Source organism: Paenibacillus sp. fava2, assembly GCF_058313675.1.
Map to the genome: position 1 here is coordinate 1,039,671 of NZ_CM177755.1, position 15,478 is coordinate 1,055,148.

At 55.0% G+C, this 15,478-nt stretch carries 16 protein-coding genes; 9 read left to right on the forward strand and 7 right to left on the reverse strand.

The genetic code is table 11. The features are described 5' to 3' along the window. Positions 1–26 precede the first annotated feature (26 nt). A complete protein-coding gene (locus AC4G46_RS04540; RefSeq protein ID WP_491128788.1) occupies positions 27–1,676 on the reverse strand; it encodes a spore germination protein in 1,650 nt (549 codons plus the stop codon). Positions 1,677–1,825: 149 nt separating this feature from the next. Further along, a complete protein-coding gene (locus AC4G46_RS04545) occupies positions 1,826–2,545 on the reverse strand; it encodes a hypothetical protein (RefSeq protein ID WP_491126874.1) in 720 nt (239 codons plus the stop codon). Positions 2,546–2,725: 180 nt separating this feature from the next. Here AC4G46_RS04545 and AC4G46_RS04550 point away from each other — a divergent pair, with 180 nt between their 5' ends. Then, the gene (locus AC4G46_RS04550; RefSeq protein ID WP_491126875.1) at positions 2,726–3,283 is read left to right on the forward strand and encodes an SLOG family protein; all 558 of its coding nucleotides are present in this window, start codon (positions 2,726–2,728) and stop codon (positions 3,281–3,283) included. A 36-nt stretch (positions 3,284–3,319) separates the two neighbouring features. Further along, positions 3,320–3,640, forward strand: coding sequence for a YciI family protein (locus tag AC4G46_RS04555; protein WP_491126876.1), 321 nt, complete (start codon positions 3,320–3,322; stop codon positions 3,638–3,640). Between the two features lie 17 nt (positions 3,641–3,657). Here AC4G46_RS04555 and AC4G46_RS04560 read toward each other — a convergent pair whose 3' ends face one another. Beyond that, on the reverse strand, positions 3,658–5,160 hold the full coding sequence (locus tag AC4G46_RS04560) for an amidase family protein (RefSeq protein WP_491126877.1): 1,503 nt from the start codon (positions 5,158–5,160) through the stop codon (positions 3,658–3,660). A gap of 113 nt (positions 5,161–5,273) precedes the next feature. Here AC4G46_RS04560 and AC4G46_RS04565 point away from each other — a divergent pair, with 113 nt between their 5' ends. Then, entirely contained in the window at positions 5,274–6,068 is a 795-nt protein-coding gene (locus AC4G46_RS04565; protein ID WP_491126878.1) for a DUF6612 family protein, read from the forward strand. Between the two features lie 161 nt (positions 6,069–6,229). Here the strand turns inward: AC4G46_RS04565 and AC4G46_RS04570 are convergent, their stop codons facing one another. From AC4G46_RS04570 to AC4G46_RS04580, 3 genes are all read right to left on the reverse strand, one after another. Next, positions 6,230–6,730, reverse strand: a complete 501-nt coding sequence (locus AC4G46_RS04570) for a hypothetical protein (protein WP_491126879.1) — start codon at positions 6,728–6,730, stop codon at positions 6,230–6,232. 124 nt (positions 6,731–6,854) lie between these two features. After that, the gene (locus tag AC4G46_RS04575) at positions 6,855–8,264 is read right to left on the reverse strand and encodes a sensor histidine kinase (protein ID WP_491126880.1); all 1,410 of its coding nucleotides are present in this window, start codon (positions 8,262–8,264) and stop codon (positions 6,855–6,857) included. Next, positions 8,252–8,932, reverse strand: a complete 681-nt coding sequence (locus AC4G46_RS04580; RefSeq protein ID WP_491126881.1) for a response regulator transcription factor — start codon at positions 8,930–8,932, stop codon at positions 8,252–8,254. Before AC4G46_RS04580 ends, AC4G46_RS04575 begins: the two co-directional genes overlap by 13 nt. Positions 8,933–9,100: 168 nt before the next feature. Between AC4G46_RS04580 and AC4G46_RS04585 the strand changes: the two genes are divergently transcribed. Next, on the forward strand, positions 9,101–9,814 hold the full coding sequence (locus AC4G46_RS04585; RefSeq protein WP_491126882.1) for a YceI family protein: 714 nt from the start codon (positions 9,101–9,103) through the stop codon (positions 9,812–9,814). Between the two features lie 193 nt (positions 9,815–10,007). Here the strand turns inward: AC4G46_RS04585 and AC4G46_RS04590 are convergent, their stop codons facing one another. Continuing rightward, on the reverse strand, positions 10,008–12,116 hold the full coding sequence (locus AC4G46_RS04590; RefSeq protein ID WP_491128789.1) for a peptidoglycan D,D-transpeptidase FtsI family protein: 2,109 nt from the start codon (positions 12,114–12,116) through the stop codon (positions 10,008–10,010). Between the two features lie 164 nt (positions 12,117–12,280). On the opposite strand from AC4G46_RS04590, the gene mutT reads away from it, so the two are divergent. The 5 genes from mutT to AC4G46_RS04615 all read left to right on the forward strand — a co-directional run bounded on the left by mutT (position 12,281) and on the right by AC4G46_RS04615 (position 15,472). Then, positions 12,281–12,679 (forward strand): 8-oxo-dGTP diphosphatase MutT, encoded by a 399-nt coding sequence (gene mutT, locus AC4G46_RS04595; protein WP_491126883.1) that lies wholly within the window; start codon positions 12,281–12,283, stop codon positions 12,677–12,679. A 17-nt stretch (positions 12,680–12,696) separates the two neighbouring features. After that, on the forward strand, positions 12,697–13,020 hold the full coding sequence (locus tag AC4G46_RS04600; protein ID WP_491126884.1) for a nucleoside triphosphate pyrophosphohydrolase: 324 nt from the start codon (positions 12,697–12,699) through the stop codon (positions 13,018–13,020). A gap of 4 nt (positions 13,021–13,024) precedes the next feature. Beyond that, positions 13,025–13,375 (forward strand): DUF1648 domain-containing protein, encoded by a 351-nt coding sequence (locus AC4G46_RS04605; RefSeq protein ID WP_491126885.1) that lies wholly within the window; start codon positions 13,025–13,027, stop codon positions 13,373–13,375. Positions 13,376–13,456: 81 nt separating this feature from the next. After that, entirely contained in the window at positions 13,457–14,458 is a 1,002-nt protein-coding gene (locus AC4G46_RS04610; protein ID WP_491126886.1) for a Gfo/Idh/MocA family protein, read from the forward strand. 96 nt (positions 14,459–14,554) lie between these two features. Beyond that, complete coding sequence (locus AC4G46_RS04615) at positions 14,555–15,472, forward strand: ADP-ribosylglycohydrolase family protein (protein WP_491126887.1); 918 nt, start codon at positions 14,555–14,557, stop codon at positions 15,470–15,472. Positions 15,473–15,478 lie beyond the last annotated feature (6 nt).

Genomic DNA, 15,478 nt, shown 5'->3' on the forward strand with positions numbered 1-15,478 from the left:
GTGTGTCTCCTCTCTTGGCAATGTAATTATGACTTCCGTCTGCTGTCCTGTGTCTTCATCATGACCGGCCTGCGTTTCATGAGACTGAGCGGTGAACGGAAGAACAGATCCTTCCAGTCACTTAGCCTGAAAGGGGATACTGGAGTCAGGTAGGGCACACCAAAGCTTTTCAGTCTGGTGAGATGGCTGCAGAGCAGCAGGAAGAACAGAATGGTGCCGAACATTCCCAGAACCGCAGCAAAGCCCATTCCGAGAAAGCGGAGCAGCCGCAGTGTAAGCCCTGCGCTGTACATCGGGATGGAGAACGAGGAGATGGCGGTGACCGCAACCACAATAACCAGAAACGGGCTGACGATCCCGGCATTTACGGCAGCGTCACCGATAATCAGACCGCCGACGATGCCCATCGCCGGTCCGACCGGCTTGGGCAGCCGGATGCCGGCCTCGCGCAAAATCTCGATGGAGACCTCCAGAATCAGAACCTCGATGATAGATGGAAAGGGAACTCCCTGCCGGGTTTCAATGATTGATAAAGCGAGCTCGGTCGGAATCAGCCCGGGATGAAAGGAAATGAACGAAATATACAGGGCCGGAGCCATAAGTGCCAGAAAAGAGGCGGCGAAGCGCAGCATCCGGATCAAAGAGCCGGGCAGCCAGCGCTCATAATAATCCTCCGGCGACTGAAGCAGCATGCTGAAGGTTACCGGAACGATCAGCGCAAACGGCGTCCCGTCCAGTAGTATGGCAATCCTGCCCTCCAGCAGGGCGTTGATTACCCGGTCAGGGCGTTCGGTGTTCTGTACCTGCTGGAACGGGCTCAGATAGTTGTTCTCAATCAGCTGTTCAACATATCCGGACTCCGCCATAAAATCAAAATCCAGCTTGCAGATGCGTGTTTCTACTTCCTTGAGCAAATCCATATTCACAATGTCCTTCATATAGGCGAGGACAAGATCCTTTTTAATCCTGGTTCCTACCCGGTGGGAACGCATCTCCAGCTGATCACTGAAGCCCTGGCGGCGCAGGATGGAGGTGTTCTCGCCGAGCACTTCCGAGAAGCCGAGTCTCGGCCCGCGCAGCAGCGCTTCCGAGACGGGCTCGCCCAGCGAACGGTTGGCGCCGTCAGGCGGTTCAATCAGCAGGCCCTGACGCAGGCCTTCGACCAGCAGACCGGCATGTCCGAACAGGACGGACTGGTTGAACATGGTCAGATCGCTGGCCTCGCTGAGCTGGCTAAAGGGCAGGCCAAGCCTGGTCTTGCCCTGCTCCGACAGGGACTCTGCGGTGACTTCAGACATCAGGTACTGCATAATCTTCAGGTTCAAATGCCGGTCGTTTTGCATACCGTCCACGAAGATCAGCACGGCCTGCTTTTGCAGGCTGGTGATGGTAAATTCCTTGAAATGAAGATCGGAATTTCTGCCGATGCGTTCCTTAATATAGTTAAGATCGGCGGTATAGTCGCCGCTGAATTCTTGGGGAGCCGGGGCGGGACTTGTCGCCGGATCGGCCGGCTGTCCTTTTGGGGTACCCGGCGATTCCACGGCTCTGCCGCTGCCTACCAGCGAATACAGTCCTTTATAAAGACTGTTTGCGAGAAGGGGGAACAGCAGGGCAATGCCTGCCTGGCCGAACACTGCCCAGCCCGGGATATAGGACACGATAGTAGCAAGCAATGGGATCACCCGACCTTTCTGGAGTAGACAGCTGTGTATATGAAGTTTTCCAAAGACTGCTTCAATTTAGTCATTTCTGCTAAAAAATATGTACAGCGGCAAAAAAAAAGAGGCGGGCTCCCTTTCAGGATTCCAACCTCTTTCCCGGCTTATTTGCCGGTGGAGCCGGCCTCAGCTGAACTGTCAGTGCCGCTCTGGCCGTTCCCGGATCCGGGAGCACCGCCCCTGCCGCCTCCGCCGAAACCGAAGCCGCCTGAACCAACCGTAATTTTCACTGCTGTGGCAGTATCGGTCTGCAGGGTGTATTGGATAACATCATCCGCCTTGAGATCCCTAAGGGTTAATGCAGTCTCCTTTTGCTGGCCGTTCTCATAGGTAACAGAGACATACTCCGTATCGGCGGTGACGGTAATGTCAGTCGTCTCCTCCGAGAAATTTTGCATCATACCGCCCATTCCGCCCTGGCGTCCGCCGCCCTGCTGGCCGGCTTCACCGCTTTGTGCGCCACCTTCGGGAGGAGTACTTTGCTGGCCGTCAGCCTGTTGTCCGTCCTTGCCGCCGTCCGGCGGTGCGGCTTGTCCGCCTTCACCGTTATTCTGCGGCCGTCCTTCCGGCATTTGCGCGGTATACAGGGTGATGGTGCTGCCGCTGATGCTTTTGATTTTCCCGATATTCATACCAGACCTGTTCATACCGTCCGGTCTTTGCCCGTCCGTTCCAGGCTGAACGGCAGTACTGTTTGCTCCGGTTCCGGCGTTTTGGCTAACGGCAGAGGGTGATGCTGTATTTCCGTTGCCGGAGCTGCAGCCTGCCAGCAGAATGGCGGCAATCAGGCCGCTGGCCAGCATATAAGGGACATGCTTTTTCATGTTCAATTCTCCTTTAATTGGAACTCTCAACTGAATTTCGAGGTTACTATAGCAGATGTTCCTGAAAGCCGGCTTAAAGTCGGGATACAGTAATCCCCGGGGGAAGCGGTGAAACAATTGGTATATAATGAAGGGTAGAATGCGGCAAACACAGAGAACGATTTTAGAAAAGAGGAGCCCATGACAACTTTACTGGTAACAGGCTACCGTGCGCATGAGCTCGGGATTTTTGACAACAAGCATCAGGGCATTCCCTATATCAAAAAAGCGCTGGAAAACCGGCTCATCCCGCTGATCGAGGACGGTGTGGACTGGGTGATTACGCCCGGACAATACGGTGTGGATCTCTGGGCCTGCGAGGTTGTGCTGGAGCTGAAACGGCTGTATCCGCAGCTGAAGCTGGGGATCATAACCGCCCATGCCAATCCGGAAGAGAAGTGGAAGGAGGATAAGCAGAACGAATACCGGCGGATTGTGGCGGGAGCGGATTACTGCGGGGCAGTCAGCAATGCGCCGTATGACGGAAGCTGGCAGTTCAGGGCCAGGGATGATCTTCTTTTCCGCAAAAGCGATGCCATTCTCCTGTTCTACGACGAGGAGGCGGCAGAAGGCAGTGCCAAATTTATGAAGGAACGGGCGCTGAAGCTGCATGCCGAGAGTGACTACGGGTTCTATCTGATGCTGGCGGAGGAGATTCAGAATATTGCGGATGAAGAGAGCCGGAGTGATTATGAGTAGCACCATTTAACCGGAAAAAGAGAGGAAGGATCGAGTATGGAAGCAACGGAGATGCAGGAGGATATCTGTTATGTGATTCTGCTTAGTCCCACAGAGCAGGACCGCCGGGATATGGAGATTATCCGGGCGCATGTAAGGCATCTGCAGGAGCTTGAGCGCAGCGGCCAGCTGGTGCTGTGCGGCCCGTTCAGCGATTGTCCCGGCGGCATGGTCATTATCCGGGCGGCTTCACGGGAAGAAGCCGTCCGGATTGCCGAACGTGATCCTTATGTCACTACCGGCATCCGCAGCTATGAGCTGCGTACCTGGGGGCTGTCACACGCGGGCAACAGGCACATGGGCATAGCTGCGGAGTAAGCAGATTGGCTGGCGGCTTAAATGAAGCTGCGCAGTGAAGGGGCTTTACGAACCTTATAATGCTGCTCATAGGCATAGGCCAGCTTGATCAGCAGCGGCTCCTGATAGGCCTGCGCCGAGAACGTTACCCCGAACGGGGCGCCGGCCGAGGTGTAGCCGGAAGGAACAACGATGGACGGGTAGCCTGATCTTGAAGTAATTCTTGCGCCAAAATCGGCCGGGAACAGCAGTGCATCCAGCTGGTGCTCTTTCATGGTTGCGTCGATCCCCAGCTCTTTGCAGAGCCGCAGATCGGTGGCCCGGTCGCGCAGATAATTTGGCTCGGTCATCGTACCCGAGGAAGTGTACTCGGCATCAATCAGGGTTGATTGTCCATAGCGCAGCGTCTCCTGCGGATGGGCATGGTTGAAGTCGATAATATCCTTCAGCGTCCGTATTTTTGCGCCGGCTCCAAGCTTGGCCAGATAGGCATTCAGAGAGGTTTTGAATTCATTCAATACCACAGAGGAATATTTAATCTCGCGCGCGGTGCGGATATCAGCTGGGTCAATAATGATTGCCCCAAGCTCGCGCATCTTCGCTACAGAAGCGTTGAAGAGCGCCAGCTGTTCTTCCGTCAGCTCTTCAAAATAATAATCCCGCGGAATCCCGATCCGCGCCCCCTGCAGCCCGTCCGGGTCAAGAAAAGCGGTATAGTCCTCATGCACCCTGCCGGTGCTTGTCCCCATAGCAGCATCGCTGTCATCCCGGCCGAGCATGGCGTTCAGCAGCAGAACGGCGTCGCGGACGGTTCTGCCCATCGGGCCGGCCGTATCCTGTGTGTTCGACAGCGGCAGAATGCCGGAACGGCTGAGCAGTCCGACGGTCGGCTTGATGCCTACGATCGAGCCGAGATTGCCGGGATTAAGGATCGACCCCGATGTTTCAGTGCCCACTGACACCGTGCAGAAATTGCAGGCAACGGCGACGGCGGATCCGGCGCTGGAGCCGCCGGTCGGTGTGGAGATATTATAGGGATTCAGCACCTGTCCGCCGCGCGAGCTGTAGCCTGAGGGCATTCCGTTCGTCATGAAATTGGCGAACTCCGTCATGTTGGCTTTGCCCATAATAACAGCTCCGGCTTCGCGCAGCTTCTGTACAATGAAGGCATCCTCGCCGGCAAAAGAATCCGCAAGCGCCAGCGATCCGGCGCTGGTATGCATTTTATCCCCCGTATTGATGTTGTCTTTGAGCAAGACCGGAATCCCGTGCATCGGGCCCCGTGGTCCCTGCAGTGTACGTTCCCGATCCAAAGCTTCGGCGATGAACAGCGCATCCGGATTGATCTCCAGCACAGAGTTGATCGTCAGGCCGTTTTTGTCATGCTCGGCAATGCGCTCGTAATACATGAGAACCAGCTGTCGTGAAGTGATTTCTCCGGCGGCAAGTGCGGTTTGAATTTCGGGAATGGTAGCCTCTACAATTTCAAAACTCATGCGGGTCCACGCTTCTTTCTCTCTTTGGATTGGTTGGTCTTCCATTCATCTAACCATAGATTGCAGCGTGTAGATAGAGTGAATTGCAGTTTTGTAACGGCAGACAGCCTAATTTTGGTGTATAATCCCATATAAAGTTTATACGGGAGGATTACATTGTGAAGAAGTGGGTAAAAGGTATGCTGGCTGCATTGATCGCGGTTAGCCTGGCTGGCTGTGCGGATGGCGGTCCGTCAGAGAAGCAGGAGAAGGAAGCGGAGAAGCTGATAGACAGAATCGCTGAAGCGGGCGGTTCGCTGAACAGCTATGTACAGGAGTCGCATTCCCGGATATCAACCGGCATATCACCGGACACTAAGGCTGCCGAGTATACCTCGGAGACAACAACAACGTCTGAGTATATTCTCGACCCGCTGCAGATGCATCAGGCCGGCTCGATGATCATAGGAGATAAGGAACCTGCGGATACGGAGTCGTATTTTACGGATGACGGCTATTATATGTTTTTGGAGGGCTTGTGGCGGAAGATGCCTGACTCTTTTCTGGAAGATTTGAAGCTAACGGTGCAGGTACAGTCCAGTCCTGTACGGCGGATGGAGATGCTCAAGACGATTCTGCCTTACGTGACCGTATCGGAGACAGGGGAGGAATATATCCTGAGCGCACAGCTGTCCGGTGACCAGACGAAGGATCTGGAGGACTTTTACAAGCTTCAGTACAGTAGTGAAGAACTGGCTCTTCAACAGCTTGAGCTGCTCAAGAGCATGAGCCTTGAATACCGCGTAGATAAGCAGACGTACTGGCCGACGGGAACAACCGAAGAGCTGGTAATCAAAGAAATGCTGGACGGGGAAGGAACATACAGGGAAGTGAAGCAGGAGGCTGCCATGAGCCAGTATAACACCGTTAAGGAAATAGTAGTTCCTGAGGAAGTGCTGAAGGCTGCGGAATAAGCGGGGAGGACAGGCATGCTGCCGAAAAAGACGATACAAATTTCGCCCCGTTGAATATGCAATCCGGGCAAGCGGTAGACGTTGAGTAACAACCAAAAAAACCTGTACCCCGCAGCATCCGCTGCAGCGTACAGGTTTTTTGATGCCTCACAGCGGAGTTTTTAGTTCCCTGCCGGGCGGAAGCCCTCTTCCGCCAGATATTCTTCAGCTTCTTCAATGGTTTCAAAAGCCATCTCCAGCTGCAGACCGGCGTAGAGGTACCACAGATCCTCTTCAAATCTGAGGCTCAGCGTGTTGCCGTCAGCGTTAACCCAAAGGGACTCCGCGTCAGCAGCTGCCGCCGCTTTTTTCTTGCGTTTGCTTGTTGCAGGAGCCTCCGGAATATACATGGACAGGGAGGCGATGGAAGCCTCGATGAGCTCGCGCAGCTCGGCTTCGGAATATTCACGGATATTCACCAGCCCTTTGCCGTCCGTCTCGTAGCCCCGCAGCAGCCCGGCATAGACAAAGCCGTTGCCGTTCGGATGCAGATGGGAGGCGACGGTCTTCTTCTCATGCCGGCTTCCCTCGAAATGGTAGTTCACCCGGCCGAGCGAGACATTTCTGCGCTCAAGCTCAGGGTATGAATCAAAGATCGCTAATTTCTGTTCAAAAGTAAGCATAGACAGCCTCCGGTTCACGGTTCATCTTAATGTAAAGCCCGTGCAAGTGATTATACCATGTGCGCAGGCTGCGGTACTACTGGTTCGCCCGCGCGGTGCCATTGCTTCCGCGCCTGCACGGGCGCTAGGGCTGAAGCGGCAGCGTGAGCACAAACGTACAGCCTTCAGCCGGAGGTTCGCCGAGCATGAGGGTGCCGCCCATTGCCTCGGCCAGCAGGCGGCTAAAGGTCAGGCCAAGCCCCAGGCCGCGCAGCTGGCTCTGCTTGCTGCTGCTGCGGAAGAAGGCCTCGAAGACCCTGTCCCTGATATCCGGGGCTATACCTGGTCCGTCATCAGTGATGCAAATCTCCGCATATCCCCGTGGAACCATGCTGAGCTTAACCGTCAGCTGCAGCGGCTCTCCCGCTGGTGCGGCCTGCACGCTGTTGTTCAGCAGATTGACAATAATCTGCTGGATGCGCAGCGGATCACCCCGCACATACAGCGGCTTCTCCGGCAGCTCAAGCACCGGCTCAATCACCTCTTCGGCCTGTGTCAGCCTCCACTGGTAGATGATTTCCGACAGGAGCGGAACTGCGTCTATCCTGTCATGACGGACAGCAACGATGCCGGCGGTCAGGGCGTTGTAATCCAGCAGATCGGCGACCATGCGCTGCAGCCGGCCCGCCTCCAGCAGGGCGATGTCGAGGAACTCATCTGCCTCGTCACCCTCAACGACACCCTCCCGCACGGCGTGGACCAATCCCTTGATGGAGGTGACCGGCGTCTTCAGCTCATGGGATACTCCGGCCAGCATGACCGCCCGGGACTGCTCGAACTGCTGCAGCTTGCCGGACATCTCCTGGAAGGAGACAAGCAGCTCATGAATCTCCCGCTCTTTGGCTCCTGTATCCAGAATGATGTTATATTCACCGTTGCTGATCTGCGAAGCGGCTGCTGCTACCCGCTGAATCGGTTTGGCCAGCTTGCCGGATAACAGATAGATGGTCAGCCAGCTGAGAATAATCAGGAACAGAACAATGATGGAGAAGAAAATAATCTCCTCCTGCGGAATATGCCGCAGCGAGCGTTTGGACTGAAGCACGATAACCTGCCCCAGTGTCTCGCTGCCTTCCCGGATCTGGGCAACTGCGGCCTTGAATTCCGGACTGCGGGCATCCGTCAAGGTGTCGTTAAGCTTGTAATGCATCTCTTCCTGGGTCAGCGGCGGATCGGAGAACAGCAGCTTGCCCGCCGGGTCCGTAACAATGACGCACATTTCCAGTGATACCTTGAAGAACCGCTTCCGGTCTTCGACCAGCTTGGCCAGCGTCGGGCTGATCTGCATCGTCCCGTCGCTGCTGACGCTGCGGTCGGCAATTTCCTGGGCCAGCAGGCCGGTCGTCTGCATCCGGTTGTTCATCGCTTCCTGCTGAATCCACCAGAAGGTCAATAGCGCCGTCAGCAGCAGCCCGGTGCTGATAATGATGATGTAGCGGAGCGTCCAGTAGGTGAGAATGGAGGTGCGTTTCCGCGGTTTTGTTATTCGGTCCATAGCTGATACCCCGTCCCGCGCAGGGTGCGGATTTCCCCTTCTGAAGCAGGCCAGTGCGAGAGTGCCTGCCGCAGCCGTTTGATCGACAGGTCAACAGCGCGGTCACTGCCGTCATAGTCCATCTCCCACACCTGCTCAATCAGCTGGTCCCGGGTGCAGATCTGGTTTGGCCGTTCAGCCAGAAACAGCAGCACGGACATGTCGCGCGGGCTGAGATTGACCTCTGCCCCGTTCAGGAAGATGCTGCGTGCGCTGAAGTCAACGAACAGGCTGCCGAAATGGCGCTTGCCGCTGCCGTCAGACCACTGGGAAGGGCGGCGCAGCACCGCATTTACACGGGCGACGACCTCCTCGGGAATAAACGGCTTGGACATATAGTCGTCCGCACCGCCGTCAAGCCCGGCCAGCCGGTCCTTGATGCCGTCCCGGGCAGTCAGCATGATGACCGGGCAGCTGCTGATTTTGCGGATCTGGCCCAGCAGCTCGAAGCCGTCCATTTCCGGCAGCATAATGTCTAGCAATATAAGGGAAGGAGGCGATCCCCCGAACACTTCGAGTGCCGTCCGCCCGTCGGCGGCACGGGTGACGTGGTAGCCCGCTTTTTTCAGGTAGGCGCTGAGCACGCGGGCAATGGCTTCTTCATCTTCAACAATCAGAATGGATTTCATGTCATAGCCCTCCTTTTGCGGACTGATCAATCCGAAGTACTTAAAATCACGACCATTTTACCACATTCCACCGCAGGGTGCTTCGACTTATTCCCGACATATTGCTTTGCTAGAATGGGTTCAAGCCGGACAAGGCATAGAGAAAATACATGGATGGAGGAAATAATAATGAAGAAAACATGGATATGGGCAGCCGCAGGTGTCGTTGCCGCAGGAGCAATCACAGGCTTTGTACTTTTGAACAACAGCTTGGGCAATAACGTGGAGATCGAGTCGGTTATCCCTGCGCAGGAACAGACATCCGCTAACTCGGGTACAGCTGGTGCAAATACGTCAGAGACAGCAGGCACTGCGGTTACCGCAGAGCAATTGAACGGTGCATGGAGCGTAGCGGATACATCGAAGGTATACTGGTCGGTTACAACCTCCCAGGAAACAGTGAATTTTGTGAATCCGTCGGTTACAGGGACATGGAATGTTAATCTGGATGATGCAGCGGCAATGACCGGTGAAGGTGCAATTGAGATGAGTGCGCTGGATTCCGGAAACGGACAACGGGACGAGCATGTAAAAGCTGCTGATTTCCTGGATGCAGCCCAATTCCCGCAATCAACCTTCGTCGTAAGCTCCTTCTCCGAGCTGCCGGCCGAATGGACGGAAGGTACAGCGGTGCCTGTGCAGATGCAGGGAACACTGACCGTTAAGGGAATTGACAAGGACGTTGTTTTTGATTCGCAGGTGGTATACAGCGGAGGACAGCTTATGCTGTCAGGAACAACAACGGTTACCTTTGCCGACTTCGGCCTGACCAGTCCGCATAACATCGTAATGGAAACAGAGAATGACCTTGAGGTGCGTCTGGAGCTTGTGCTGAACAAGTAACGTTTAATATAAATGAACACTATTTTTATAAAATAACGCATGAAAAACCAGCCCGTTCCGCTTCAGGAACGGGCTGGTTTTTGTATGATGTGCCTGTGAATTAATAAATTGTAAGCGTGGAGTCCTTCCCGGAGAATCACGGCAAACTCTTGAGAATCTGCTGGATAACAGATCATTATAATAGCCAGTACAGCTAATCTCCCTGCTCCTGATCCGTTCCAGCTCCGTCTGCCGCTGCACCTTCCGCCGTGCTCTCCGCCTGCGGAAGGCTCTTCTTGGGTATACCGTCCAGGCCGTATTCCCAGTCATAGGCGTCAAAAATTTTGCGGGCTACCGGAGCAGCACTGTTGGAGCCGAAGCCCCCTTCAGGGATAACTACAGCGACCGCGAGCTTGGGCTTGTCGCGCGGGGCAAAGGCGATGAATACGCCGTTATCGGCCAGGTGGCTGCTTTTATTTTCATAATATTCCTGCTGGGACGTACCGGTCTTGCGGGCAAAGTCATACGGGAAATCCTCAAACGCAGTAACGCTCGTGTTCATGCCCTTGATGATTTCGTTCCAGTAAGCATTGTTAAAAGTAACCTCGCTCAGCACCTCGCGGCCGAAGGCTTTGACGGTGTTGCCGGCCGGATCGGTGATTTTGCTGACCAGCTGCGGTTTAATCCGTACACCCCGGTTAGCCAGTGTGGAAGCATACTGGGCAAGCTGCAGCACGGTATACCGTCCCTGCTGTCCGAAGGAGGCATAGACCAGTGCAGACTGGGGACTCCCGTTCTCCGCTTCTTTGAAATAGTTAATTACGCCCTTATGCTCCTTCGGTAATCCGCTCTCCGGCGGCTCGCCAAGCCCGAACTCCTTCATATACTTATCCCATACATCGACGCCCTTGGAGCCATACTTCTCGTAGAGTTTTTTGCCGACCATATCAATCATAAAGACGTTGGAGGATTTCTCGATGGCTACAGCCGGAGATTTAAAGTACCCGTAGGCATGGCCGCCGGAATTGCGGACCGTAGTTTCATAACCGGCCCGCCCGAAGGTGGTGCTCCCTTTGTCGGTATAGCTCGTACCGGTTGTGATGAAGCCTTCATTCAGCCCGATTAGTACGGTCAGCGGCTTGATTACCGAACCGAGCAATACCGCCGAGTCAAAATTATGACCTGAACGGCCTGAGGAAATCGGAGTCACTGCACCGTTCTGATAATTCAGCATCAGCTCGTTCCACACGTCAGCAGGCATCGTGCCTGTAGTCCACAGGTTGGTATCATAATCCTCCATACTTGCCATCGCTACAACGTTACCCGTATCGACCTCCATTGCCACCGCATAGCCGGTTTTGGCGTCACGGTGAACTTTTCCCTGCACAGGATTACTGTGAACCCACTTGATCTGATCGAGAATAGCCTGCTCGGTTTTGAGCTGAATGTTCTTGTCGATGGTAGTCCACAGATCATTGCCTTTCACGGGAGGAACGGTTGCCTCGATCCCTTCAGCCATGTTCTTGGCGTTCACCCCAACGGAGATGTAGCCGTTACGCCCGCGCAGCTCGCGCTGATACTGCAGCTCAAGCCCGTCGAAGCCGACAAATTCATCATCACGGTAGGAGAGGCCGGGGTCACCATCTTTTTTCATGGCGGCAAGAATGTTCTTGTAAATATCCAGACTGTTCGATTTCTTGAAGGTTTTGATATAGCCGACTGTCTGCACAGCTACCGTGTCCGGGTCATAATGGCGTTCGTCCTCCTCGCTGACTGTGAGGTTCGGATACTTGTCTTTGTGTTCCATAAAATAAGCAATTTCCTCTTTAGTGAGACCGCGTTTGACCGGCCGCAGCATGAAGCCTGAATACACCTTGGAATCAAGGTCCATCGCTTTGAGGATAGCCGCTTTGGTCAGCACCTGATCCTCAGGCACCTTAGCGCCGTATTTGGCAAAATCAGCAGCCAGCCCGGCAGCCAGCAAATCCGCTTTGGCAACGGCCTCGGGAGTCCGTGCGGTAATGCCGGTGGCTTTGTCAGTAGCGGTCTGGGCGTATTCGGCCGTCAGGGAAAAATAGAGCGTCTGCACCGGAGTCGAATAAGCCAGCTGCTCTCCGCCTTTTGCGAAAATGGTCCCGCGGATGGAGGCAAGCGGCACATTTTTGGTATCGCGGCTGGCCTCTGCCTCAGAAAGGGTGGGGCCTTCGACAAATTGAAGAATAGCCAGACGGACAATAATAATGCAGAATATAATAAACGTGCTGAAGAAAAAGATATTGATGCGCAGACTGAGTGACTGGTTCGGTTTGGGTTCATCCTTCATAACATTGGGCTTGAATATGTCTTTCACATTTAGCCTCCCCGCAGAAGTATCTGCTCTATCAATCTATGAACCATCGAAACGGTATATAGATCATATTTTACCATAATAAACCACTATATGGCATATTCCATCAATGCCGGGTAACGGGATAAAAGGAGCGAAAAATGATGATTGAAGTGGCTGCGGCGATTATCCATAATGAAGAGGGAAAGCTGCTGATCGCCCGGCGGAAGCCGGGCAAAGCGCAGGCCGGACTATGGGAGTTTCCCGGCGGCAAGCTGGAGGAGGGTGAGGATGCCCGGCAGTGTCTGCGCAGGGAGCTGATGGAGGAGCTGAATATCAGCATCCGGCCTTATGAGGCTTTTGGCAGCCATGAGCATGATTACGGCAGCCTGAGAATCAGGCTGATCGCCTGGAAAGCGGAATATACCGGCGGTGAGCTCCGGATGAGCGACCATGATGCCTGCCGCTGGGTGGAGAGGCATGAGCTGGCGGAATATGACTTTGCCCCGGCGGATCTGCCCTTTGTGGAGCGGCTGATAAGGGACAAAAAGAACAGCTGAAAGGCGGATGATCGATTGTGACTGAATACAACAAGCTTGTCAGAGACGGTATTCCGGCGCTGATTGCTTCGCAGGGTAAGACATGTGCTACAAGGATAATGGACACCGGAGAATACATACAGGCACTGAGGGAGAAGCTGCGCGAGGAGATGGAGGAATATTTCACGGCTGAGCAGGACAAGCATGCGCTGGAGGAGTTGTCTGATCTGCTGGAGGTGATCCGGGCGCTTGCTGAGGTTCATGGCGGACACAGCGGGCTGCTTGAGCAAATACGTGCAGGGAAGGCGGCACAGCGGGGCGGGTTTAATAACCGTGTTTTTCTGCTGCATGCGGAGGATTAACCGGATGTTCAAGAACAGAATGACGTTTTCGCTTAGTGCCGTTGCCGCCACGATTCCAATACTGCTCTATCTGTATCTATACAAGCGGATGCCCGATTTTGTACCGGTGCATTACGACGGCGCCGTAGCAGACAGGTTCGTATTGAAGGGAAGCTATGAGGTCATACTTATCAGTCTGCTCGGCTGGCTGGGCTTTGGAATTATCCGTCTGCTGCAGCAGCTGCTTCGCCGGGTGTTTCTGCGCAGCTATATCGAGAATCTGGCGCTGATACACCGGTTGTGGAATGCAGCCACACTGCTGGTAACAGTCTTGTTCTCGGCACTGGGCGTATTTGCGCTGCTGGCTATGGTCTGAGCCGGCGGCAATCTTTTACACATGAGTTGCAGTTTGATAGAATCATTAGGAATCACAAGAATCCGGCAGGAGGGGACAATAATGACAAACGATAACGCTTACAAGATAAAATGGGGGATTCTCAGCACCGGCTGGATTGCCCATAAGTTTGCAACGGACCTGGCTCATGCCACTAATGGTATCGCTTATGCCGTCGGATCACGCTCGCAGGAAAGTGCGGATGAATTTGCCCGGAACCATGGCATTCCGGTGGCTTATGCTACCTATGAGGAGCTTGTCAGCGATCCGGAGGTGGATGCCATCTACATCGGGACTCCGCATCCGTTCCATAAAGAGAATGCGCTGCTGGCCCTGCGCGCCGGCAAGGCGGTACTCTGCGAGAAGCCGTTTACGGTGAACAGTGCAGAGCTTGAAGAGGTTGTAGCTTACGCCCGTGAACACAAGCTGTTCCTGATGGAAGCCATGTGGAGCCGCTATATTCCGGCCATCGTGAAGGTGCGGGAATGGATCGCAGCAGGCCGGATCGGGGATGTCCGTCTGGTCAAGGCTGACCTCGGCTTCCGCTCAGACTGGAATCCGCAGGGAAGACTGCTTAATCCTGAACTGGGCGGCGGCGCGCTGCTGGATGTCGGCATCTATCCGGTATCCTTCGCTTCCATGATCCTGGGGCCGCATCCGGAGTCAGTATCCAGTACTGTACATATCGGGGAGACCGGAGTGGATGAGCACTTCTCGCTGCTGCTGTCCTACGAGGGCGGTAAAAGCGCTTCGCTGAACGGCGGAATCCGGCTCAAACTGACGGAGGAAGCGCATGTCTTTGGAACCGATGGCTATATTGTTGTCAAAGATACGCTGGTGAATCCGCGGGCAGCTGAGCTGTACATCGGCGGGAAGATGGCAGAGTCCTTTGAGCAGGAGCGTGCTTCGGACGGCTATTGCTTTGAGGCCGAGGAGGTAGGCCGCTGTCTGCAGGCTGGCCTGACCGAAAGTCCTGTTATGACGCTGGATGAGTCCGTTGCCATTATGAAGCTGCTGGATCAGGTCCGGGCCCAGTGGGGGCTTAAGTATCCGGGCGAAGAATAATTTCATGCTCTTATAATACCTGCGGCGGCTCTCAGAGAATGTGTTTAATAGCTCTGAGAGCCGCTTTATTACATCAACCATAAGGAGGATGAGTTTATGGCATTAAGTAAAGACCGCTATCGGGGATGCCTGCACGGGCTGGCCGCTGGGGATGCGCTCGGAACCACGGTGGAGTTCAAGGCTCCCGGCACCTTCGCGCTTATGGAGGATATGATCGGAGGCGGGGTATTCGGGCTGCAGCCGGGACAATGGACGGATGACACGTCCATGGCACTCTGTCTGGCGGAAAGCCTGCTGGAACAGCAGGGCTTTGATCCCGCCGACCAGATGAGGCGGTACCTGAATTGGTTCCGCGAGGGCCACCTGAGCAGCACCGGGGAATGCTTCGACATCGGTAATGCTACGCGGGCAGCGCTGCTGAGGTATGAGTCCGGCGGGGAGCCTTACAGCGGCTCGGACAATCCTCTGGCCGCCGGAAACGGCTCGATCATGCGGCTTGCGCCTGTTGTGCTGTTTTATGCGGCTGATCCGGCTGAGGCCATCCGCTATGCGGCGCTCAGCTCCAGGACTACCCACGGAGCAGCGGAATGCCTCAGCGCCTGCCGCCTGATGGCCGCCTATATTCTGGCCGGCCTGCACGGCTGGAGCAAGGAGGAAATGCTGGCTCCGGGAGCCTTGGCCGGCTGGCTTAAAGAGGAGGAACTGACCCCGCACATCCTCGATATCAAGCGCGGCTCCTACAAGCGTAAGAAGCCGCCGGAAATTCAGGGCAGCGGATATGTTGTGGAATCACTGGAGGCGGCGCTATGGGCATTTCACCATTCAGAGAGCTTTGCTGAAGGAGCGCTGCTTGCCGTTAATCTGGGCAATGATGCTGATACGACCGGAGCGGTATACGGCCAGATTGCCGGAGCTTATTACGGGCTCAGCGGCATCCCGGAAGGCTGGGTGTCGAGGCTTGCCATGCGCAGTCTGATCGACGATTACTCGTTGCGGCTCTGCAGGGAACCATGAATTGCC

Bases quoted from the DNA above. Each gene is read 5' to 3' on its own strand.
- AC4G46_RS04545 (WP_491126874.1), bottom strand. From the start codon at position 2,545: ATGAAAAAGCATGTCCCTTATATGCTGGCCAGCGGCCTGATTGCCGCC.
- AC4G46_RS04550 (WP_491126875.1), top strand. From the start codon at position 2,726: ATGACAACTTTACTGGTAACAGGCTACCGTGCGCATGAGCTCGGGATT.
- AC4G46_RS04555 (WP_491126876.1), top strand. From the start codon at position 3,320: ATGGAAGCAACGGAGATGCAGGAGGATATCTGTTATGTGATTCTGCTT.
- AC4G46_RS04560 (WP_491126877.1), bottom strand. From the start codon at position 5,160: ATGGAAGACCAACCAATCCAAAGAGAGAAAGAAGCGTGGACCCGCATG.
- AC4G46_RS04570 (WP_491126879.1), bottom strand. From the start codon at position 6,730: ATGCTTACTTTTGAACAGAAATTAGCGATCTTTGATTCATACCCTGAG.
- AC4G46_RS04575 (WP_491126880.1), bottom strand. From the start codon at position 8,264: ATGGACCGAATAACAAAACCGCGGAAACGCACCTCCATTCTCACCTAC.
- AC4G46_RS04580 (WP_491126881.1), bottom strand. From the start codon at position 8,932: ATGAAATCCATTCTGATTGTTGAAGATGAAGAAGCCATTGCCCGCGTG.
- AC4G46_RS04585 (WP_491126882.1), top strand. From the start codon at position 9,101: ATGAAGAAAACATGGATATGGGCAGCCGCAGGTGTCGTTGCCGCAGGA.
- AC4G46_RS04590 (WP_491128789.1), bottom strand. From the start codon at position 12,116: ATGAAGGATGAACCCAAACCGAACCAGTCACTCAGTCTGCGCATCAAT.
- mutT (WP_491126883.1), top strand. From the start codon at position 12,281: ATGATGATTGAAGTGGCTGCGGCGATTATCCATAATGAAGAGGGAAAG.
- AC4G46_RS04605 (WP_491126885.1), top strand. From the start codon at position 13,025: ATGTTCAAGAACAGAATGACGTTTTCGCTTAGTGCCGTTGCCGCCACG.
- AC4G46_RS04610 (WP_491126886.1), top strand. From the start codon at position 13,457: ATGACAAACGATAACGCTTACAAGATAAAATGGGGGATTCTCAGCACC.
- AC4G46_RS04615 (WP_491126887.1), top strand. From the start codon at position 14,555: ATGGCATTAAGTAAAGACCGCTATCGGGGATGCCTGCACGGGCTGGCC.